19 protein-coding genes and 1 tRNA gene are annotated in these 20,273 nt (G+C 66.7%); 13 read left to right on the forward strand and 7 right to left on the reverse strand.

From position 1 onward, the window contains the following. The first annotated feature begins 53 nt into the window (after nucleotides 1-53). Nucleotides 54-338, forward strand: a complete 285-nt coding sequence (locus U5809_RS23295) for a PAAR domain-containing protein (RefSeq protein WP_282505907.1) — start codon at nucleotides 54-56, stop codon at nucleotides 336-338. A gap of 64 nt (nucleotides 339-402) precedes the next feature. Here the strand turns inward: U5809_RS23295 and U5809_RS23300 are convergent, their stop codons facing one another. Together U5809_RS23300 and U5809_RS23305 are read right to left on the reverse strand one after the other, a co-directional pair. Next, nucleotides 403-714 (reverse strand): cupin, encoded by a 312-nt coding sequence (locus U5809_RS23300; protein ID WP_282505906.1) that lies wholly within the window; start codon nucleotides 712-714, stop codon nucleotides 403-405. 59 nt (nucleotides 715-773) lie between these two features. Further along, nucleotides 774-1,457: a DJ-1/PfpI family protein gene (locus U5809_RS23305; protein WP_322088285.1), complete on the reverse strand. Its 684-nt coding sequence runs from the start codon at nucleotides 1,455-1,457 to the stop codon at nucleotides 774-776. A 116-nt stretch (nucleotides 1,458-1,573) separates the two neighbouring features. Between U5809_RS23305 and U5809_RS23310 the strand changes: the two genes are divergently transcribed. The 3 genes from U5809_RS23310 to U5809_RS23320 all read left to right on the forward strand — a co-directional run bounded on the left by U5809_RS23310 (nucleotide 1,574) and on the right by U5809_RS23320 (nucleotide 4,971). Further along, nucleotides 1,574-2,545, forward strand: coding sequence for a GlxA family transcriptional regulator (locus tag U5809_RS23310; RefSeq protein WP_322088286.1), 972 nt, complete (start codon nucleotides 1,574-1,576; stop codon nucleotides 2,543-2,545). Nucleotides 2,546-2,721: 176 nt separating this feature from the next. Beyond that, the gene (locus U5809_RS23315; RefSeq protein ID WP_322088287.1) at nucleotides 2,722-3,696 is read left to right on the forward strand and encodes a LysR family transcriptional regulator; all 975 of its coding nucleotides are present in this window, start codon (nucleotides 2,722-2,724) and stop codon (nucleotides 3,694-3,696) included. A gap of 183 nt (nucleotides 3,697-3,879) precedes the next feature. After that, entirely contained in the window at nucleotides 3,880-4,971 is a 1,092-nt protein-coding gene (locus U5809_RS23320) for a helix-turn-helix transcriptional regulator (protein WP_322088288.1), read from the forward strand. Nucleotides 4,972-5,202: 231 nt separating this feature from the next. On the opposite strand, the gene U5809_RS23325 is transcribed toward U5809_RS23320, so the two are convergent. From U5809_RS23325 to U5809_RS23340, 4 genes are all read right to left on the reverse strand, one after another. Further along, a tRNA-Met gene (locus tag U5809_RS23325) sits at nucleotides 5,203-5,279 on the reverse strand. A gap of 158 nt (nucleotides 5,280-5,437) precedes the next feature. Next, on the reverse strand, nucleotides 5,438-7,096 hold the full coding sequence (locus tag U5809_RS23330) for an MFS transporter (RefSeq protein ID WP_322088289.1): 1,659 nt from the start codon (nucleotides 7,094-7,096) through the stop codon (nucleotides 5,438-5,440). Between the two features lie 226 nt (nucleotides 7,097-7,322). Continuing rightward, nucleotides 7,323-8,870 (reverse strand): sensor histidine kinase, encoded by a 1,548-nt coding sequence (locus U5809_RS23335; protein ID WP_322088290.1) that lies wholly within the window; start codon nucleotides 8,868-8,870, stop codon nucleotides 7,323-7,325. A 17-nt stretch (nucleotides 8,871-8,887) separates the two neighbouring features. Then, nucleotides 8,888-9,616, reverse strand: a complete 729-nt coding sequence (locus U5809_RS23340; RefSeq protein ID WP_176050250.1) for a response regulator transcription factor — start codon at nucleotides 9,614-9,616, stop codon at nucleotides 8,888-8,890. A gap of 185 nt (nucleotides 9,617-9,801) precedes the next feature. On the opposite strand from U5809_RS23340, the gene recA reads away from it, so the two are divergent. From recA to U5809_RS23385, 9 genes are all read left to right on the forward strand, one after another. Then, the gene (gene recA, locus U5809_RS23345) at nucleotides 9,802-10,872 is read left to right on the forward strand and encodes a recombinase RecA (protein ID WP_124453757.1); all 1,071 of its coding nucleotides are present in this window, start codon (nucleotides 9,802-9,804) and stop codon (nucleotides 10,870-10,872) included. Further along, nucleotides 10,872-11,741 (forward strand): recombination regulator RecX, encoded by an 870-nt coding sequence (gene recX / locus U5809_RS23350; protein ID WP_322088291.1) that lies wholly within the window; start codon nucleotides 10,872-10,874, stop codon nucleotides 11,739-11,741. The genes recA and recX overlap by 1 nt, the downstream gene beginning before the upstream one ends. Before the next feature lie 146 nt (nucleotides 11,742-11,887). Continuing rightward, a complete protein-coding gene (locus U5809_RS23355) occupies nucleotides 11,888-12,496 on the forward strand; it encodes a DUF2889 domain-containing protein (RefSeq protein ID WP_176050248.1) in 609 nt (202 codons plus the stop codon). A gap of 68 nt (nucleotides 12,497-12,564) precedes the next feature. Beyond that, nucleotides 12,565-13,731 (forward strand): ADP-forming succinate--CoA ligase subunit beta, encoded by a 1,167-nt coding sequence (gene sucC, locus U5809_RS23360; protein WP_006477915.1) that lies wholly within the window; start codon nucleotides 12,565-12,567, stop codon nucleotides 13,729-13,731. Between the two features lie 69 nt (nucleotides 13,732-13,800). After that, nucleotides 13,801-14,682: a succinate--CoA ligase subunit alpha gene (gene sucD, locus U5809_RS23365; protein ID WP_006477916.1), complete on the forward strand. Its 882-nt coding sequence runs from the start codon at nucleotides 13,801-13,803 to the stop codon at nucleotides 14,680-14,682. A gap of 160 nt (nucleotides 14,683-14,842) precedes the next feature. Next, a complete protein-coding gene (locus tag U5809_RS23370; protein ID WP_322088292.1) occupies nucleotides 14,843-15,547 on the forward strand; it encodes a TerC family protein in 705 nt (234 codons plus the stop codon). Nucleotides 15,548-15,642: 95 nt separating this feature from the next. Beyond that, nucleotides 15,643-16,239 carry a pilin gene (locus U5809_RS23375; protein WP_322088293.1) on the forward strand — a complete coding sequence of 199 codons (597 nt, stop codon included), beginning with the start codon at nucleotides 15,643-15,645 and terminating at the stop codon, nucleotides 16,237-16,239. Between the two features lie 141 nt (nucleotides 16,240-16,380). Then, complete coding sequence (locus U5809_RS23380) at nucleotides 16,381-18,159, forward strand: PglL family O-oligosaccharyltransferase (protein ID WP_322088294.1); 1,779 nt, start codon at nucleotides 16,381-16,383, stop codon at nucleotides 18,157-18,159. 451 nt (nucleotides 18,160-18,610) lie between these two features. Then, nucleotides 18,611-18,961, forward strand: coding sequence for a TonB family protein (locus tag U5809_RS23385; protein ID WP_282505895.1), 351 nt, complete (start codon nucleotides 18,611-18,613; stop codon nucleotides 18,959-18,961). A gap of 83 nt (nucleotides 18,962-19,044) precedes the next feature. Here the strand turns inward: U5809_RS23385 and U5809_RS23390 are convergent, their stop codons facing one another. Further along, on the reverse strand, nucleotides 19,045-20,253 hold the full coding sequence (locus tag U5809_RS23390; protein ID WP_322088295.1) for a hypothetical protein: 1,209 nt from the start codon (nucleotides 20,251-20,253) through the stop codon (nucleotides 19,045-19,047). Between the last annotated feature and the right edge of the window lie 20 nt (nucleotides 20,254-20,273).

Genomic DNA, 20,273 nt, shown 5'->3' on the forward strand with positions numbered 1-20,273 from the left:
CCGTGCGCGACTGTGTTGCCGCCGCGCGGCGTTTCCGAGGGAAGAACCGACACATGAGCCGCAAATTCATTCTGAAGGGCGACACGACCGACCACGGCGGCGTGGTGCTCGACGGGATCGCCAACTCGTCGTTCGACGGACGCGAACTCGCCTATCTCGGCGCACCGGTGTTCTGCGCCACGTGCAAGACGACGGGCGTGATCGTGTCGGACGGCGGCGAGCGGACGATGACCGTGATGGGCAAGGTCGTCGCGCTCGAACACGACCTGTGCCAGTGCGTCTGCACGCCACAGCCGAAACTGATTCCGTCGCAGGCAACGGGGACGATCACGGGCTGACGCCCGGCCTGCGTCTCGCGGCGTCGGCGCACGGCCGCTGCCTGTCGTCAGGCGCTGCCTGTCGTCAGGCGCTGCCTGCCGTTTCGATCACGAGGATGCGCGCTTCGCCGAGCGGATGCGCGACATGCTCGGTACCCACCGTCGCGTGGAAGACGTCGCCCGTGTCGAGCACGGTCGCGTACTCGACGCCGGCCTCGCGGTAGCGCATCTCGACACGGCCGTCGAGTACCGCGAACACTTCCTCGCCGTCGTTCACGTGCCATCGATAGGGCGTGTCGGTCCAGTGTAACCGGACCGTGATGCCGTGCAGGTTCGCGATGTCGAGTGCGCCCCACGCGCGGTCCGCCGTGAAGTCTGCACTCCGGATAATGTTCATCGATGGGTTCTCCGGCGCGAATGCGCGTCGTCTTTCCGTCACTTCGTTCGTATCCACGTTCAGCGCGACGTTGCGCGCAGCGCCTGCTCGACGATCGCCTTGCGCTTCGCGAAGCCGGCCGCCGACCGTTCGGTGACGCGCTTCACGACCGCCGCCGGCGCGGTGTCGGGCGAACCGGCAGCGAACGGTGGCGCGGGCGCGTATTCGAGTTGCAGCTGGATCGCCTGTGCTTCTTCGTCCCCCACCAGTTCAGCGGCGATCGTCAGCGCAAAGTCGATGCCGGCCGTCACGCCGCCGCCCGTGATCAGGTTGCCGTCACGCACGACGCGCTCGCGCACGGGCACCGCACCCAGCGGTTCGAGCAGCGCGTGGAACGCCCAGTGCGTCGTCGCGCGCCGCCCGCGCAGCAGGCCGGCCACGCCGAGCACCAGCGCACCCGTGCAGACCGACGTCACATAGCGTGCGGCGGCCGCGCGTTGCTGCACGAACGCGATCGTTTCGGCGTCGAGCAGCAGGTCGTTGATCCCGATTCCGCCCGGAATGCAGATCACGTCGAGCGGCGGGCAATCGTCGAACGTGCAGGTCGGCGTGAGTGCCAGGCCGCTGCTCGACGCGACCGCGTCGCGCGACTTCCAGACCAGATGGACGGCTGCGTCGGGCAGCGACGCGAGCACGTCGTGCGGGCCGGTGAGATCGAGTTGCTGGACGCCCGGAAACACGAGAAGGCCGATATGCAGGGTCATGCGAGGACTCCGAGTAGAAGTGGCGTGCGCCGTTGCCGGCACGGATGGACAGATCGATTCTAGGCGCGTAGTGTTTGGCGAAATTGCCATATCACCCACGTTTTCAGCCAATCGCCATGCCTGCCGCCCCGCGTTCGATCCTGGTCCTCGCGTTCCCGCGTGCGCAACTGCTCGACGTGTCGGGGCCGCTGCAGGTGTTCGCATCCGTCAACGAACTCGCGCTGGAGCGCGGGCAGCCGGCGCCGTATGCACCGCGCGTCGTTTCAGTCGAAGCAGGGCCCGTCGAGACGTCGTCGGGCCTCGTCGTGATGGCCGAGTCGCTGCGCTCGGCCGCGCGTCATCCCGATACGCTGATCGTCGCCGGCGGCAAGGGCGTGCATGCGGCATCGAAGGATGCGCGGCTGGTGCGCTGGGTGCAGCAGCAGGCCGGGCGCGCGCGGCGCGTGGCGTCGGTCTGCACCGGCGCGTTCCTGCTCGCGGAGGCCGGCCTGCTCGACGGGCGGCGCGCGGTCACGCACTGGGCGCGCTGCGACGAATTTGCGGCGCGCTACCCGAACGTGCGCGTCGAGTCCGACCCGATCTTCATCCGCGAAGGCGCGCTGTGGACGTCGGCCGGCGTCACGGCCGGCATCGATCTCGCGCTCGCGCTGGTCGAAGAGGATCTCGGGCGTGCGACCGCGCTCGACGTCGCGCGCGAACTCGTCGTGTTCCTGAAGCGTCCGGGCGGACAGGCGCAGTTCAGCGCGATGCTGTCGATGCAGCGCACCGACGACCGGTTCGGCGAATTGCATGCGTGGATGGCCGAGCACCTGACTGCCGACCTCTCGGTGCCCGCGCTGGCCGAGCGCGTGCGCATGAGCGAGCGCAGCTTCGTGCGCCACTATCGTGCGGGAACGGGCCGCACGCCCGCGCGCGCGGTCGAGCAGATTCGCGTCGAGGCCGCGCAGCGCCTGCTCGGCGAAACGGCGTGGCCCGTCAAGCGGATCGCCGCGCGCTGCGGCTTCGGTTCGGAGGAGACGCTGCGGCGCAGTTTCGTGCGCGTGCTCGGCGTGTCGCCGCAGGGATATCGCGAGCGGTTCGTGCGGTGATGCTCGGGGCCGGATCGGGCCGGTGCGGTTGGCGTCCGGAACTGAACGGGAAACAGACGATTCCCAGTCCGAAGCGCTGAAATTATTCAGGATCGGATAACAATAGGTGGGGGCTTGTGCCGCGCCCGTCGCGCGCTCTATTCTGTTCCGTTGGGCGATTCGAAGGGGGAAGCAGCATGGACCGAATCCAGGCAATGGAAGTTTTTACCCGAGTGGTCGACGCGAACAGCTTCACACGCGCGGCCGACACGCTCGCGATGCCGCGCGCGTCGGTGACGACCATCATCCAGAATCTCGAGGCGCTGCTCGGCGTGCGCCTGATGCACCGGACGACACGCCGGCTGTCGCTGACGCCGGAAGGCGCCGCGTACTACGAGCATTGCACGAAGATCATCACGGAGATCGCGGAGGCCGACGCGAGTTTCCAGACCGGCAACCGCAAGCCGAGCGGCGTGCTGCGCGTCCATATGCCGAGCTCGCTCGGGCGGCGCATCGTGCTGCCGTCGCTGTCGATTTTCCGGCAGCGCTATCCGGACATCACGCTCGAGCTGGGGCTGTCCGACCGCCACGTGGATCCGGTCGAGGAGGGCATCGACTGCATGATTCGTGTCGGGCCGCTCGAGGATTCGTCGATGGTCGCGCGGCGCATCGGGATGCTCAAGCGCGTGACCTGCGCGTCGCCCGACTACCTCGCACGTCACGGCGAGCCGCACGAGATTGCCGATCTCGCCGATCACCATGCGGTGAATTTCCGTTCGAGCCACGGTGCACGCGCGATTCCGTGGGTGTTCATGATCGACGGCAAGCCGTTCGAGGTGCGGATGAACGGCAGCGTCACGGTCAACGATTCGGATGCCTACGTGACATGCGGGCTCGAAGGGTTCGGGATGATCCAGCCGACGCTGTTCATGGTGCTGCCGAACCTGCTCGACGGCTCGCTGGTCGAGGTGCTGCCGGACTGCAATCCGAAGCCGAAGCCGATTTCGATCGTTTATCCGCACAACCGTCATTTGTCGCAGAAGGTGCGTGTGTTCGCCGACTGGATCGCGGAAGTGTTCGAGTCGACGCCGTCGCTGGAAGGTGGTGAGAACTGGCGGGGGAAGGTGGGGGCGCAGGCGGCGCGGGAGCCGCGTAGTTCGGTGGCGGCGTGATGGGCACGGCGCTGTCGGGTTGTCGGCAGCGCCGGTTCTGGATGAGACGCGGCAGAGCCGTTCGCCGCCCGCCTTGGGTATGTGTCGGCAGACACGCCCCCGACACGAGGAATATCCGCGAACCTTGCGTATGATCGACCTACGGTGCCAGCCAGAAAGCACCGGGCGCAGGGGGAAACCGTCATGCACACTGATGATCCGTTCGCGGCGAGCCTGATCGACGACATCTACGCCGCTGCACTGGGCGACCACGGCTGGGAGGTCGTATTGCATGGATTGCGCGTGGCGATGGGCGCGCGCGTGGCCACGTTGCTCACGTACGACGATGCCGCGCAACTGGCGGCGATCAACCACGGTGTCGGCGATGACGACGCGTGGCTCGCGACCTGCCATCGCGACTACGCCCGCGAGTTCTACCTGTACGACCCGGCCGCGCCGGTGGTCGCCGGCTGGGGAGCCGGGCGCTGGTATCGCGACTCGGTCGTCCTGACGTCCGGGGAGCGTGCCCGAAACGTGTTTTATCAGGAGTTCATGCGGCCGCACGGGCTCGGCAGCCTGTCCGGCCTGTTCATCCATCGCAAGGACGGCGACAGTGCGTTCCTGAGCATGGTCAGTGCACTGGATGCGCCGGGCCTGTCGGACGCGCAATGCCGCGCCGTCAGCGCATTGGGCGTCCATGTCAGCCGGGCCTTGCGCATCCAGTCGCGCATGGGCCAGCTGGAAACGCGGGCGGCCATGGCGGAGTCGGCGCTCGATACCGCGCCGGTGCCGGTGTTCCTGTTGGGCGAGCACCGCAAGCTGCTTTTTGCGAACCGGATGGCGACCGAACTGATGGCGGCCGAGCCGGTGCTGCGCTTCGCGCATGGGTGCTTCGCGCCGGAGGGTGTCGCCGACGAGCCGGCCTGGCGGCAAGCGTGTGCGAAAGGCGGCGTCCTGCTGACCCGCCCCGACGGAAGTACGTTGCCGCTTGCGCTCATGCCCGTTCCCGAACGTTCGTCGCTGGCGCGACCCTGGCGTCACGGGGTGATGCTGATGACCGCGATGCAGATGGGCGCGGGGTCGGCGCGGGCGGATCGCCTGCGTCTCTTTTACGGATTGACGGCCAGCGAGGCCGAGGTTGCGGTGCTCACGTGCTGCGACGGGCTGTCGCCGAGCGAATGCGCCGATTTGCGGGGTGTGTCGCTCGCAACCGTCCGCTCACAGATCAAAGCGATCTATACGAAGACAGGCGTTTCTCGCTCGACGGAACTCGTCGGTTTGGTGCTGGCCGTGTGAGCAATGCGGGTGGTTGGCGCTTTCTCCCGGACTCGGGCAGCGCTGGCGAATCGGGCCACGCGAAGTGGTGGCTTGGGAAGGAAGCGGGAAGACACGCGCATCGCTGCGTAATCGACGTTGCCGCGATGTTGCCGATCGTGCGTGGGTCGAGCGGGAGCGTTGAAGTTGCGTGCGGATCGCGGAGCAATGAAAAAAGCCGCTGTTTCTTTCGAAACAGCGGCTTTTCGCATTTGGTGGCGAATCAGGGATTCGAACCCCGGACCTGCGGATTATGATTCCGTCGCTCTAACCGACTGAGCTAATTCGCCGTGAAGAATTGAATTATGTCGGCCGGCAGCCGGGCTGTCAACAGCTTTTTCCATCTTCCGTGAAAAAAGTTGCCGGCGGCCCATGCCGGCCGGGTCGCGGGGGCGGGTTGCCGGCCGCCGGAACACCCGTCCGGCAACCTGCCCCCGTCCGCATGACATCAATCCTGCGCGTAGATGTTCGAGTCCTTCGTCTCCTTGACGAACAGCAGGCCGATCACGAACGTGGCCAGCGCGATCACGATCGGATACCAGAGCCCCGAGTAGATGTCGCCCCTTGCTGCGACGATCGCGAACGCCGTCGCCGGCAGGAAGCCGCCGAACCAGCCGTTGCCGATGTGATAGGGCAGCGACATCGACGTATAGCGGATCCGCGTCGGGAACATCTCGACCAGCATCGCGGCGATCGGGCCGTAGACCATCGTCACGTAGATCACGAGGATCGTCAGAACCACGATCGTCATCGGCCAGTTGAGCTGCGCCGGGTCAGCCTTAGCCGGGTAGCCGGCCCCCTTCAGCGTCGACGCGAGCGTCTTGTCGAACGCCGCGCCCTGCGTCTTCGCGTCGGTCGCCTTGCCGTCGTAAGTCTGGATCACCGTGTCGCCGACCTTGATCTCGGCCTGCGTGCCGGCCGGTGCCGCGACGTTCTCGTAGTTCAGGCCGGCCTTCGAGAGCGCACTCTTCGCGATGTCGCACGAGCTGGTGAACTTCGACGTGCCTACCGGGTTGAACTGGAACGAGCAGGAGGCCGGGTCGGCTACGACCGTGATCGGCGCCTTCTGCGTCGCAAGCTCGAGCTGCGGGTTCGCGTAGTGCGTGAGCGCCTTGAACAGCGGGAAGTACGTCAGCGCCGCGATCAGGCAGCCCGCAAGGATGATCGGCTTGCGGCCGATCTTGTCCGAGAGCGAACCGAAGAACAGGAAGAACGGCGTGCCGATCAGCAGTGCGATCGCGATCAGGATGTTCGCGCTGGCACCGTCGACCTTCAGCGTCTGCGTGAGGAAGAACAGCGCGTAGAACTGGCCCGTGTACCACACGACGGCCTGGCCGGCGGTCAGGCCGACGAGCGCGAGGATCACGATCTTCAGGTTCTTCCACTGGCCGAACGCTTCGGTCAGCGGCGCCTTCGACGTCTTGCCTTCCGACTTGATGCGCAGGAACACCGGCGATTCGTTCAGCTGCATCCGGATCCACACCGACACCGCGAGCAGCAGGATCGACGCGACGAACGGCACGCGCCAGCCCCAGCTGCCGAACGCTTCCTCGCCGATGAACGTGCGTACGCCGAGGATCACGAGCAGCGACAGGAACAGGCCGAGCGTGGCGGTGGTCTGGATCCACGCGGTGTAGAAGCCGCGACGGTTGGCCGGCGCATGCTCGGCGACGTAGGTCGCCGCGCCGCCGTACTCGCCGCCGAGCGCGAGGCCCTGCAACAGCCGCATCGCGATGAAGATCACGGGCGCGGCGATGCCGATCGACGCGTAGCCGGGCAGGAAGCCGACCACGAACGTCGAGATGCCCATGATCACGATCGTCACGAGGAACGTGTGCTTGCGACCGACCATGTCGCCGAGGCGGCCGAACACGATCGCGCCGAACGGCCGCACCGCGAAGCCGGCCGCGAAGCCGAGCAGCGTGAAGATGAAGGCGGCGGTCGGATTGACGCCGGAGAAGAAGCTCTTGCTGATGTAGGCCGCGAGCGAGCCGGCCAGGTAAAAGTCGTACCACTCGAACACCGTGCCGAGCGACGACGCGAAGATCACCTTCTTCTCTTCGCCCGTCATCGGCGAGTGGGAAATTTGCCCGCCTAACGTTGCCATGAGTCGTCTCCAAGTCCCTTGATATAGGTGTGCGGCCGCCTTGGGTGGGCGGGCCTGTCGAGGATTATTGGTACGGAAACTTACGGCGGACTGACTCGCGCGCGCAAAACGACTGCGCGTTAACCCGCGCCGAATCGGCCGCTTCTCGTGTCGATTGTGGTGCGAACGTCCGGTAATTCGCCGGTTTCGGCGCAGTCGGGCAGCACGGCGGCGGCGCGTGTCAGGGTTAATCCGGGGCCGTGCCGGTCAGCGGCAGGCTGACGCGCACGAGCGTGCCGGCGAGACGCGGTGCCTGCTGGTAGACGTGATCGTCGAGCGTCAGCGTACCGCCGTGCTGTGTCGCGATCTCGCGCACGATCGCGAGCCCGAGGCCGCTGCCGTCGCCTTCGCGGCCGAGGATCCGGTAGAAGCGCTCGACGACGCGCTCGCGTTCGGCGGCCGGGATGCCGGGGCCCGTATCCTCGACTTCGAGATGCACGAACCGCGCCGCCGGGTCGGCATGCACGCGCACGGTGATGCGGCCGCCTTCGGGCGTGTAGCGGATCGCGTTGTCGATCAGGTTGCCGAGCATCTCGCGCAGCATCACCGGATTGCCGTCGACGTCGAGCGGCGCATCGTCCGGCGGCCCTTCGTAGCCGAGATCCATCCGCTTCGCGAGCGCGGCCTGCACCCAGTCGCGCACCGCGCGCCGCGCGAGCGCGGCGATCTCGACCGGCTCGAACATGAGCCCGCTCGCACGGTTTTCGGCGCGCGCGAGCGCCAGCAATTGCGTGACGAGCCGCGCGGCTTGCTCGGAACTCGTCGCGATCTGTTCGAGCGAGCGCTGCACGTCGGGCGGGACCGGGTGGCGCAGCGCGAACTCGGCCTGCGTGCGCAGGCCCGCGAGCGGCGTCTTCATCTGGTGCGCGGCGTCGGCGATGAAGCGCTTCTGCAGCGCCATGTTCTGTTCGAGACGCGCGAGCAGGTCGTTGAACGATGTGACGAGCGGCTCGATCTCGGGCGGCGCGCGCTGCGCCTCGACGGGCGACAGGTCGTCGGGCCGCCGTGCGCGGATGTGCGCCTGCAGCGCGTTGAGCGGCGCGAGCCCGCGCGACAGCCCGAACCAGACGAGCAGGATCGCGAGCGGCAGGATCACGAACTGCGGCAGGATCACGCCCTTGATGATGTCGTTCGCGAGCGCGTTGCGCTTGTCGAGCGTTTCTCCGACCTGCACGAGCACGGGCTGCGTGCCGCTCGATTGCGGCAGCGCGACCGTCGTATACGCGACGCGCACGTCGTTGCCGCGCAGCAGGTCGTCGCGAAACACGACGACGCCCGGCGGCGGGCGGTCCTCGTCGCGCGGCAGCGGCATGTCGGCTTCCCCGGCGACCAGTTCGCCGCGCGTGCCGAGTACCTGGAAGTAAACACTGTCGACGTTGTCCGCGCGCAGGAAGTCGCGCGTCTGTTCTGGCAAGGTCAGCTCGGCCACGCCGTTCACCGGATGAATCTGCCGGGCGAGCACGTACGCGTTGGTTTCGAGCGCACGGTCGAACGGGCTGTTCGCGATCGTCTTCGCGACGAGGTAGGTGACGGCGATGCTCATCGGCCACAGCAGCAACAGCGGCGCGAGCATCCAGTCGAGGATTTCGCCGAACAGCGAGCGCGGGCGCGGTGTCTCGGGCGACTCGGTTTCGTCGGGCGGCGCGAACGGGTTCTCGTAGCGCGCGTCGCGCGCATCGTCGGCGGCCGACGACGGCGCGCCGGTCGGGTGGCGGGAATGGGCCGGCGTGGCCATCGCGGCGACGCCCGGTGTCAGCGCAGCGGCGTGCCGGCCACCGCGGGCTGGGGCGCTGTCGTGTCGGCCGGCGCGGCGGGCGCGACCTTCTCGAGGCAGTAGCCGAGGCCGCGCACGGTCGAGATCCGCACGCCGCTCGGTTCGATCTTCTTGCGCAGCCGGTGCACGTAGACCTCGATCGCGTTGTTGCTGACTTCCTCGCCCCATTCGCACAGGTGATCGACGAGCTGTTCCTTCGACACGAGCCGGCCGATTCGCTGCAGCAGCACTTCGAGCAGGCCGAGTTCGCGCGCGGAGAGATCGAGCACGTGATCGTTCGCATACGCGATGCGGCCGACCTGGTCGAACGCGAGCGAGCCATGGCGCACGACGGTCGGGCCGCCGCCCGCGCCGCGCCGGGTCAGCGCGCGCACGCGCGCCTCGAGCTCGTTGAGTGCGAACGGCTTGGCCATGTAGTCGTCGGCGCCGAGGTCGAGCCCCTTCACGCGTTCGTCGACGCTGTCGGCGGCGGTCAGGATCAGCACGGGGAGGTTGGAATTGCGCGCACGCAGGCGCTTGAGCACCTCGAGCCCGGACATTTTCGGCAGCCCGAGATCGAGGATCAGCAGGTCGAAAGTCTGCATCGACAGCGCGGTGTCGGCATCGACGCCGCTCTTCACGTGATCGACCGCATAGCCCGATTGGCGGAGTGACCGGGTGAGGCCGTCCGCGAGTATGCTGTCATCTTCGGCGATGAGGATTCGCATGTTGCTGACCGATTGCCGGCGGGGCGTTCGCGCCGACGCGGCTGTCTCCGGAGTTATTCGTGTACAACGCCCTGCATTGCGGGCTTGCATAAACTACTGTTTTTTTATACAGTGTCTGCATTCGGCGGCGCTTGAAAGCGGGCGCGCCTTTCACAGACGCTGCTCATCATAGCAAAGGACGATTCATGGAAGATAGCAAGAAGGGCTCCGGGATGACCGCCGAGAAGAGCAAGGCGCTGGCGGCCGCACTCGCGCAGATCGAGAAGCAGTTCGGCAAAGGGTCGATCATGCGCATGGGCGACGGCGAGGCGACCGAGAATATCCAGGTCGTCTCCACGGGCTCGCTGGGTCTTGATATCGCACTGGGCGTCGGCGGCTTGCCGCGTGGCCGGGTCGTCGAGATCTACGGTCCGGAATCGTCGGGTAAAACCACGCTCACGCTGCAGGTCATCGCCGAACTGCAGAAGCTGGGCGGCACCGCAGCGTTCATCGACGCCGAGCACGCGCTCGACGTTCAATATGCAGCGAAGCTCGGCGTGAACGTGCCGGAGCTGCTGATCTCGCAGCCGGACACCGGCGAGCAGGCACTCGAAATCACCGACGCGCTGGTGCGCTCGGGCTCGATCGACATGATCGTCATCGACTCGGTCGCGGCGCTCGTGCCGAAGGCCGAAATCGAAGGTGAGATGGGCGATTCGCTGCCGGGTCTGCAGGCCCGCCTGATGTCGCAGGCGCTGCGCAAGCTGACCGGCACGATCAAGCGTACCAACTGCCTCGTGATCTTCATCAACCAGATCCGGATGAAGATCGGCGTGATGTTTGGCAACCCGGAAACCACGACGGGCGGCAACGCACTGAAGTTCTATTCGTCGGTGCGTCTCGATATCCGCCGGATCGGCTCGATCAAGAAGAACGACGAGGTGATCGGTAACGAAACCCGCGTGAAGGTCGTCAAGAACAAGGTGTCGCCGCCGTTCCGCGAAGCAATCTTCGACATCCTGTATGGCGAAGGCATTTCGCGTCAGGGCGAGATCATCGATCTCGGCGTGCAGGCGAAGATCGTCGACAAGGCGGGCGCCTGGTACAGCTACAACGGCGAGAAGATCGGCCAGGGCAAGGACAACGCGCGTGAATTCCTGCGCGAGAATCCGGAAATCGCGCGCGAGATCGAGAACCGCATCCGCGAATCGCTCGGCGTCGTCAGCATGCCCGATGGCGTAGCCAACGAAGCCGAGGCGCTGGACGAAGAAGAGTGATGGTTGTGCGCCGAGGTCAGGCTGGCAAGCCGGAGGAGAGCGACGCGCCCGAAGCGGCGGGTCGTTCCGGCCGGCGAGCAGGATCCTCGGGCGCCGACCGGCGGGTCGCAGGCAGCCATGCCGCGAACCGCACCGCGACGAGGGCATCCGACGATGCCCTCGTTTCGTTTGAGATTACCGCGCCGGACGATCCGTTCGACAACGACGAATCGTTCGACGCACACGACCGGTCACGCCGTCGCGTGTCCGGTGTCAGCTTCCCCGGTGACCGCGCAGCCGATTCCTCAGCGCCGGCAAGGGAAGACGTCTATACACGCAGCAGTCAGCATCCGCGCCGCACGCGCCGTGCGTCCGGCGCGTCTGCCGGTACTTCATCCAGCGACACGCCGGGCGCCGCCGAACGCAAGTCGTCGAAACCGCCACGTTCATTGAAGGGCCGCGCGCTCGGTTATCTGTCCAGGCGTGAATACAGTCGCGCGGAACTCGCGCGCAAGCTCGCGCCTTACGTCGGCGAAGACGAATCGGTCGAGCCGGTGCTCGATGCGCTGGAGAAGGAAGGCTGGCTGTCCGACGCGCGCTTCGCCGAGAGCCTCGTGCATCGCCGCGCATCGCGTGTCGGCGTCGCGCGCATCGTCAGCGAGCTGAAGCGTCATGCAGTGGGCGACACGCTCGTCGAGGAAGTGAACGCGCAGCTGCGCGAGACCGAATGGGCCCGTGCGCAGGCCGTCTGGCGCAAGAAATTCGGTGCACTGCCGCAAACGCCGGCCGAGCGTGCGAAGCAGGCGCGCTTTCTGGCCGCACGCGGCTTCTCGAGCGCGACCATCGTGAAGTTGCTGAAGGTCGGCGACGATTTCCTGATCGACGACTGACCGGTCCGGTCGCGCGCGTGGCGCGCGATTTTGCTGCAATGCAACCACCTCCGGACAGGCGGGAATACCCGCCGTCGCGTCAAACTGTCTCAAATACCCAATATGCTAAAATCCATGGGTTTTCCTCTTCGGCCTCAACCTCCAGCATGCCGCTATCCGAGCCCGTGCCCCGTCAGTTGCGACATCGACGCGCAATCCGAGCGGAAGCTTACGAGCGCGGCGACGGCTTGTGGGACATCGAAGCCTGCCTGACCGACCACAAGCCGCGCGATGTCGCGCTTGCGTCGGGCATCCGGCCCCAAGGCCTGCCGATCCACGAACTCTGGCTGCGCGTGACTATCGATCGTGAACTCAATGTCGTCGACGCCGAAGCGTCTTCGGAATGGGTGCCCTATCCCGGTCACTGTCAATCCGCCCCTCCTGCCTATCGGGCCCTCATCGGGCTCAATCTCTTCCGCAATTTCCGCCGCAACGCGAACCGGCTGCTCGCCGGCGTCGCAGGCTGCTCCCATCTCACCGAACTGTGCGCCGTGCTGCCGACGGCAGCGATCCAGGCGTTCGCCGGTGACGTGTGGAACGTGCGCGAGGAGGGCGGCGAAGGGCCGGATCACGACGGCGCGCACGCCGAACCGCCTTTCCAGCTCGGCCGCTGCCGTGCGCTGCGGTTCGACGGCGAGGTCGTGCGGCAGTACTACCCGCGGTGGTATGGCCCGCTTCGGCCGGATCTGCCCGGTGATGGCAGCACGAAGGAATGAACGGAAATCATTCGAAGAAGCGTCTTAAGCGACTTTTCATCCAACTCTCAGACTGAAGGGAATCACGCATGAAGATTCACGAGTACCAGGGTAAGGAAATCCTGCGGAAATTCGGAGTCGCGGTACCGCGCGGCAAGCCGGCGTTCTCGGTTGACGAAGCCGTCAAGGTGGCGGAAGAGCTCGGCGGCCCGGTATGGGTCGTGAAGGCTCAGATCCACGCGGGTGGCCGTGGCAAGGGCGGCGGCGTGAAGGTGGCGAAGTCGATCGAGCAGGTCCGCGAATACGCGAACCAGATCCTCGGCATGCAGCTCGTCACGCACCAGACCGGCCCGGAAGGCCAGAAGGTCAACCGCCTGATGATCGAGGAAGGCGCCGACATCAAGCAGGAACTGTATGTCAGCCTCGTCGTCGACCGCATCTCGCAGAAGATCGTGCTGATGGGTTCGAGCGAAGGCGGCATGGACATCGAGGAAGTCGCCGAAAAGCATCCGGAACTGATCCACAAGGTCATCGTCGAGCCGTCGACGGGCCTGCTGGACGCGCAGGCCGACGACCTCGCCGCGAAGATCGGCGTGCCGGCTGCTTCGATCCCGCAAGCGCGCGCGATCCTGCAAGGCCTGTACAAGGCATTCTGGGAAACCGACGCATCGCTGGCTGAAATCAACCCGCTGAACGTCTCCGGCGACGGCAAGGTCACCGCACTCGACGCGAAGTTCAACTTCGACTCGAACGCGCTGTTCCGTCACCCGGAAATCGTCGCGTACCGCGATCTGGACGAAGAAGATCCGGCTGAAATCGAAGCGTCGAAGTTCGACCTCGCGTACATCTCGCTCGACGGCAACATCGGCTGTCTCGTGAACGGCGCAGGCCTCGCCATGGCAACGATGGACACCATCAAGCTGTTCGGCGGCGAACCGGCGAACTTCCTGGACGTCGGCGGTGGCGCGACGACCGAGAAGGTCACGGAAGCGTTCAAGCTGATGCTGAAGAACCCGGATCTGAAGGCGATCCTCGTGAACATCTTCGGCGGCATCATGCGCTGCGACGTGATCGCGGAAGGCGTGATCGCCGGTTCGAAGGCCGTGAACCTGAACGTGCCGCTCGTCGTGCGCATGAAGGGCACGAACGAGGACCTCGGCAAGAAGATGCTGGCCGATTCGGGCCTGCCGATCATCTCGGCGGACAGCATGGAAGAAGCTGCGCAGAAGGTCGTCGCGGCTGCCGCAGGCAAGTAAGCGCGCGCTATTGAACACGCATGGCGGCGCGGTTTGCACGCGACGCCAATCGAACAGAGGTCAAAATACATGTCGATTCTGATCAACAAGGACACGAAGGTCATCACGCAGGGCATTACCGGCAAAACCGGTCAGTTCCATACGCGCGCCTGCCGTGAGTACGCAAACGGCCGCGAAGCATTCGTCGCGGGCGTGAACCCGAAGAAGGCTGGCGAAGACTTCGAAGGCATTCCGATCTACGCGAGCGTCAAGGAAGCGAAGGCAGAAACCGGCGCAACCGTGTCGGTCATCTACGTTCCGCCGGCAGGCGCAGCTGCTGCGATCTGGGAAGCGGTCGAAGCCGATCTGGATCTCGCGATCTGCATCACGGAAGGCATCCCCGTCCGTGACATGATCGAAGTGAAGGACCGCATGCGCCGCGAAGGCCGCAAGACGCTGCTGCTCGGGCCGAACTGCCCGGGCACGATCACGCCGGACGAACTGAAGATCGGCATCATGCCGGGTCACATCCACCGCAAGGGCCGCATCGGCGTCGTGTCGCGTTCGGGCACGCTGACGTATGAAGCCGTTGCGCAGCTGACGGCACTCGGCCTCGGCCAGTCGTCGGCAGTCGGTATCGGCGGCGACCCGATCAACGGTCTGAAGCACATCGACGTGATGAAGATGTTCAACGACGATCCGGATACGGACGCAGTCGTGATGATCGGCGAAATCGGTGGTCCGGACGAAGCCAACGCGGCAGAGTGGATCAAGGACAACATGAAGAAGCCGGTCGTCGGCTTCATCGCTGGCGTCACGGCGCCTCCGGGCAAGCGCATGGGCCACGCCGGCGCGCTGATCTCGGGCGGTGCGGATACGGCCGAAGCGAAGCTGGAAATCATGGAAGCGTGCGGCATCACCGTCACGCGCAACCCGTCGGAAATGGGCCGTCTGCTGAAGAAGGCGCTGTAATATTTCCCCGTGGGTTCGTCCTGCAGAAAACGCCGGCTTTGCCGGCGTTTTTTGTTATGCTCGCGCAATGAATTCGTAAGCACCCACCGGACATGCGTCGTGCATGTGCCGACGATGAATCAGGCCGCCTGCCAGGCAGCCACTGTCCTGCACATACCCCATGCTCGAATTCCTGACGTCGCTGCACTGGGGCGCCATTCTCCAGATCATTATCATCGACATCCTGCTCGGCGGCGACAACGCGGTCGTGATCGCGCTCGCCTGCCGCAACCTGCCGGCGAACCAGCGGCTGCGCGGCGTCGTCTGGGGCACCGCGGGGGCGATCCTGCTGCGTGTGGCGCTGATCACGTTCGCGGTTGCACTGCTCGACGTGCCGTTCCTGAAGCTCGGCGGCGGGCTGCTGCTGCTGTGGATCGGCATCAAGCTGATGGCGCCGGCCGCCGACGCGCACGACGACATCAAGCCGGCCAGCCGGCTGTGGGACGCCGTGAAGACGATCGTGATCGCCGATGCGGTGATGAGCCTCGACAACGTGATCGCGATCGCCGGTGCGGCCGAGCAGGCCGATCCGTCGCACCGGATCGCGCTCGTGATCTTCGGGCTCGTCGTCAGCGTGCCGATCATCGTGTGGGGCAGCACGCTGGTGCTGAAGCTGCTCGACCGTTTCCCGATCGTCGTCGCGTTCGGCGCCGGGCTGCTCGGCTGGATCGCGGGCGGGTTGATCGTCAACGACCCGGTCGGCGATCGCTGGGCGGTGCTCGATACGCCGCCGGTGCTCTACGGTGCGAGCATCGCGGGCGCGCTGTTCGTCGTGGCGATCGGCTACGCGCTCAGGAAACGCCACGGCGCGCCGCACGCGCACTGACTGGCCGTCCGGCCGACTGCCGGCTTCGCGGCCCGCTGGCTACGATCGAAACGCCTGCCTTGATCGGCAGGCGTTTTTCGTTTCCGGAGCCTGTCATGTTCGAAGCCTTTTCCGTTTCCCTGTTCCGTCGCGTTGCCGCCGATCTGCGGCGCGCGAATCGGCCCGCGCCGCGCTGGCGGCCGGCCGGCTTCACGCTGATCGAATTGATGATCGTGCTGGCGATCGTCGGCGTCGTCGCGGCCTATGCGATTCCCGCGTACCAGGATTACCTCGCGCGTTCGCGCGTCGGCGAGGGGCTCGCGCTTGCGTCGTCCGCGCGCCTTGCGGTCGCCGACAACGCGGCGAGCGGCGCGAGCCTCGACGGCGGCTACAGCCCGCCGGCCGGGACCCGCAACGTCGAATCGGTGGCGATCGACGGCGACACCGGCCAGATCACCGTCGCATTCACTACCCGCGTGGCCGCGGCCGGCGCGAATACGCTGGTGCTCGTGCCGTCCGCGCCCGACAAGGCCGATGCGCCCACCGCGCGCGTGGCCCTTAAAAAGGGTGCGATGCAGGCCGGTGCGATTGCGTGGGAGTGCTTCGTGGCCGGCAAGGACGCGTCGTCGCTGCCCGCGCCGGGGGCCGGGCCGTTGCCGGTCGATGCCGCGACGCTGCCCGCGAAATTTGCGCCCGCGGAGTGCCGCGCATAGCGCCGGAGGGGGCGGGCGGCGTGCGGGCCGCCGCTTCGGCCGGCCGGGGGCGTTGTTTCGCGCCCGGTCGCGGCGCGACGGCCCCGCACAGAGCGGGGAAAGTTTTGTATAGTGCGCCGGTTGCTGACATCCGGTTCGCTCATGCCTTCTACTTTTTCCCGTTCGTTGTCGCTCGTTGCGCTGGCTGTCGCCCTGATCGTGCCGTACGCGATCACGAATCACACGTATCCGATCCCGACCTTCTATTCCGAGTTTTCCGCGCTGGTGCTGTATCTGCTGGTGGGGCTGTCCGTCGTGCTGCTCACGCGCACCGACCGCCCGGCCGAGCCGTTTGCCGCGCCGGCCGCGTTCGTCGTGCCGTTCGGGTTTGCCGTGGTGCTGATCGCGCAGACCGCGCTGATTCCGCTCAAGGTGCCGTCGATGAACTGGCTGGCGGTCGGCTACCTCGCCGCCGCACTGGTCGCGATGCAGGCCGGCTACGTGCTGGCGCGCGACGGGTTGGCCGAAGCGGTGTCGCGGATGATGGCCGGCGCGTTGATCGTCGGCGGCGTGTTCGCGGTCGGCACCCAGATCGTGCAGTTGTTCCACCTCGAGTCGGCCGTTTCGCCGTTCGTCGTGATGTACAACGTCGCAGTCGACCGCCGTCCGTACGGCAACATGGCGCAGGCGAACCATCTGGCCAGCTACATCGCGTTCGCGCTCGCGGGTGCGCTGTATCTCGTGCAGACGCGCCGGCTCGCGGTGTGGGCGTGGTTCGCGCTGTCGCTCGTGCTGTCGGTCGGTCTCGCGCTGACGGTGTCGCGCGGGCCGTGGCTGCAGGTCGCGGTGATGGTCGTCGCGGGCTTCTGGATGGCGTGGCTTGAATCGCGCCGCGCGCCGGGCAATGCGCGTGCGTGGCTGATACCGGTCGTGCTCGCGGTCGCGTTCATCGCGGTGAACGTCGCGGTGCGCTGGGCCAACGTGCACTATCACCTGAATCTCGCGGAATCGGCGGCCGACCGGATGCGCGACGCGGGGCAGATCGCGCCGCGCCTCGCACTGTGGAAGTACGGGCTCGCGATGTTCCGCGAACATCCGCTGCTCGGCGTCGGCTGGGGCGAATTCCCGTCGCACCAGTTTGCGCTCGTGCGCACGCTCGGCGGCGTCGAGATCGCGAACAACTCGCACGATATCTTCATCGACCTGCTCGCGAAGTCCGGCCTCGTCGGCCTCGGCCTACTCGTCGTCACGCTGGTGGCGTGGTTCGTGCGTGCGGTGCGCGCGCCGCAGTCGAGCATGCGCGTGTTCGGCTTCGCGCTGATCGGCATCCTGCTGATGCATGCGCTGGTCGAGTATCCGCAGCAGTACATGTTCTTCCTGCTGCCGGCGATGTTCGTGATCGGGCTGCTCGAAGTGAAGCCGTTGCGCATCCTGCCGGGCCGCGCCGCATTCGGGTTGTTCGCGGTGCTGTCGTTCGGTGGCGTGCTGGCGGCGGTGCCCGTGCTGCGCGACTACCAGCGCGCGGAAGTGCTCTATTACGGCAGCGATCCGGCTGCGCAGTACCGCGAGGCGCCGTCGCTGCTGTTCGGCGCATGGGGTGAATACGGTGCGGCCACGCTGCTGCCGATTTCGGCGGACGATTTGCCGGCCAAGCTCGCGGCGCATGAGCGCGCGATCGCGCTGCTGCCCGGCGAGACGGTGCTGCGCCGCTATGCGGCGCTGCAGGCGCTGGCGGGCCGCGAAGCCGACGCGCTCGATACCGTCGCGCGCCTGCATGTGTTCGCGAAGGAGTTGAAGGACTGGCCGCAGCAACTGGCGCTGCTGTACAAGCTGTGTGACCAGCAGCCGGCGCTGAAGACGTTCAAGGCGGCCGTCGTTGCGAAGTACGGGGAAGTGCCGGCCGATGCGGCCGACGACGAGGACGACGACGATTCCGATTGATGTGCGCGGCACCCGCCGGAACGGGGTATTCCGGCGTTTGTCGCATTCCGATGCAGCGCGGGCGGGCGTCGGGCAGGGCGGCCCGGCGCGAACCGTGAGAAGCCTGCCGATATCGATTACGTCGCGGATCGTGCGGATTCCGGTCGAATGCGCGGCGATTCGCGTCAACCATTGTCAAATCGCCGCCGCTGACCGGGCGCCGCGTGCACAATGCGCGAAAGCGCTCGCGTGCCCGCTGGCGCGGGGGCTGCCCGGCGTGATGGCAGGCAGCGCCCCGGCCATCCGGGAAGTCCGCCAGGCAGGATCGCGGCCGAGCATCATCGGCCGTGCGGCCGTAACGGGGCGCCGGTCCGATGGCCGCGGCGCAGTGAGACGCACGTGATGCGGGCCGGAGAATACGTCCGGGGCGCGGCGCGTTTGTCCGGAACAGTACCAAGAACGATATTCGACCATGGCTATTCGCTCGACCTACCTGATCCTGCCCGCCGTCGCGATGCTGTTTTCCGGCTGCGCGATGCTGTCATCGTCGCAGGAAAGCAAGCTGACCTGCCACATTCCGCGCGCCGTCTATCCGGACACCGCCAAACCGCTCACTCGCCCGGTGACCGTGCTCGTGCGTGCGTTGATGACGACGTCCGGTGAAGCGCAGAACGTCACCGTGACGACGAGCAGCCGCAACGCGGCGGCCGATCGCGCGGCCGTCGACGCGATGACGCACGCGACCTGCGTGCAGACGGGCGCGACCGCGAATCCGTTCCTGCTGACCCAACCGTTCGTGTTCGAGCCGTCACGCGGCCAGTGAGGCGCGCGGCGCGGCTTGCCGCGCCGTTTGCATCGCTGTCGTCAATCGAGGCGCGCAACCGCTGCGGCATGCGCGTCCGTCAGTCAGTGCTGCGGCATCAGGTTCGCGCCGCGGCAAGCCGGCTCGGCCGCATTGCTCAGTCCGAGCAGCGTAAAGCCATTGCGCTCCTGGCGAATCAGCGCATAGTGTCGCGCGACGGTTTCCCCGCTCTTGCCTGTCAGATCCAGTTCGACCTGAAAGCGGTCCTTGCCGTCCGAGCAGCCGCGCACCGGGCCGTATGCGAACCCGGTATCGGGCGCCTTGCGGGCCTTGTCGAACGCCTGCCGGCCTTTCAGCGCGGCAGCCGCGGCGACGGGTTCACTCCATTCGCGCGCCTGTGCCTCGTTCACATTAAGCCACTCGTCGACAAAATCGCGGCCGTTGACCGCGACGGGCTGCACGCGTTGCACGGTGTCGCCGTCGACGCGGTAGCGGAAGATGCCCGGTCGCGTCATCACGTCGCTGTCGAGCGAGCCGACCGTCGTACGCATCTCGAAGCCGTCGGGGCGGACCTTGAACCGGAGTGCATTGTCGTCGAGCACGTAGCCGTGCTCCGTATGGAACAGCGTGCGTTGCGCGGCCGAACCGTTTGCCGGTGCGAGCACGTCGGCGGCGAACTGGCTCCAGCGCGACGAGCACCACGGCGTGCCGTGGACGACCGCGACCTGGCCGCCGGGCAGTGCCGAGAACCAGAAGCCGCCACCGTACGCACCGCCGATGTCCTTGTAGTCGCCGGCCTGCCAGCGCAGCACGCGCCGCCAGCCGCCGTTCTCCCACGCGTAGGCGGTGAGCAGGTTGTCGTCGCCGCACGCAATGTCGAACCCGGCGCGTACGAAGAGTAGCGGGCGGGAGGCGCCGCCGCGTTCGACGTCGACCTCCGGATTGCGGCCGAACGCCGATTCGCCGTTCTTCGGCTGGACGGATCGCGCCGGCACGCCGAGCGCGGCCGCGAGCGTGCGTTTCAACGCAGCCGGGTCGACGTGTTCGTCGCTGCACGCCAACTGCGCGTCGATCGCGCCGACGAGCGCCTCCTTGTACGCACGCAGTGCATCGCGCAGCGGCGGTGAGATATCGACGTTGCCGCCGCCGTCACCTTGCGGATTGCGGACCTGCTGCACGCGGTGCTGCGCGTCGATGGCCACGCGTGCGGCGGTGTCGGCGGCCGGACAGGTGCCAGCGGCCGATGCGATCGCCGGCAGCATCGAAAGCGCACACAGCAGCGGCGCCGCGTACTTCAGCGTGTTGTTCTTCATCGGTGCTTCGTTCTTCTGAT

This window comes from Burkholderia sp. BCC1999 (assembly GCF_905339975.1).
In the GTDB taxonomy this organism is placed as follows: Bacteria; Pseudomonadota; Gammaproteobacteria; order Burkholderiales; family Burkholderiaceae; genus Burkholderia.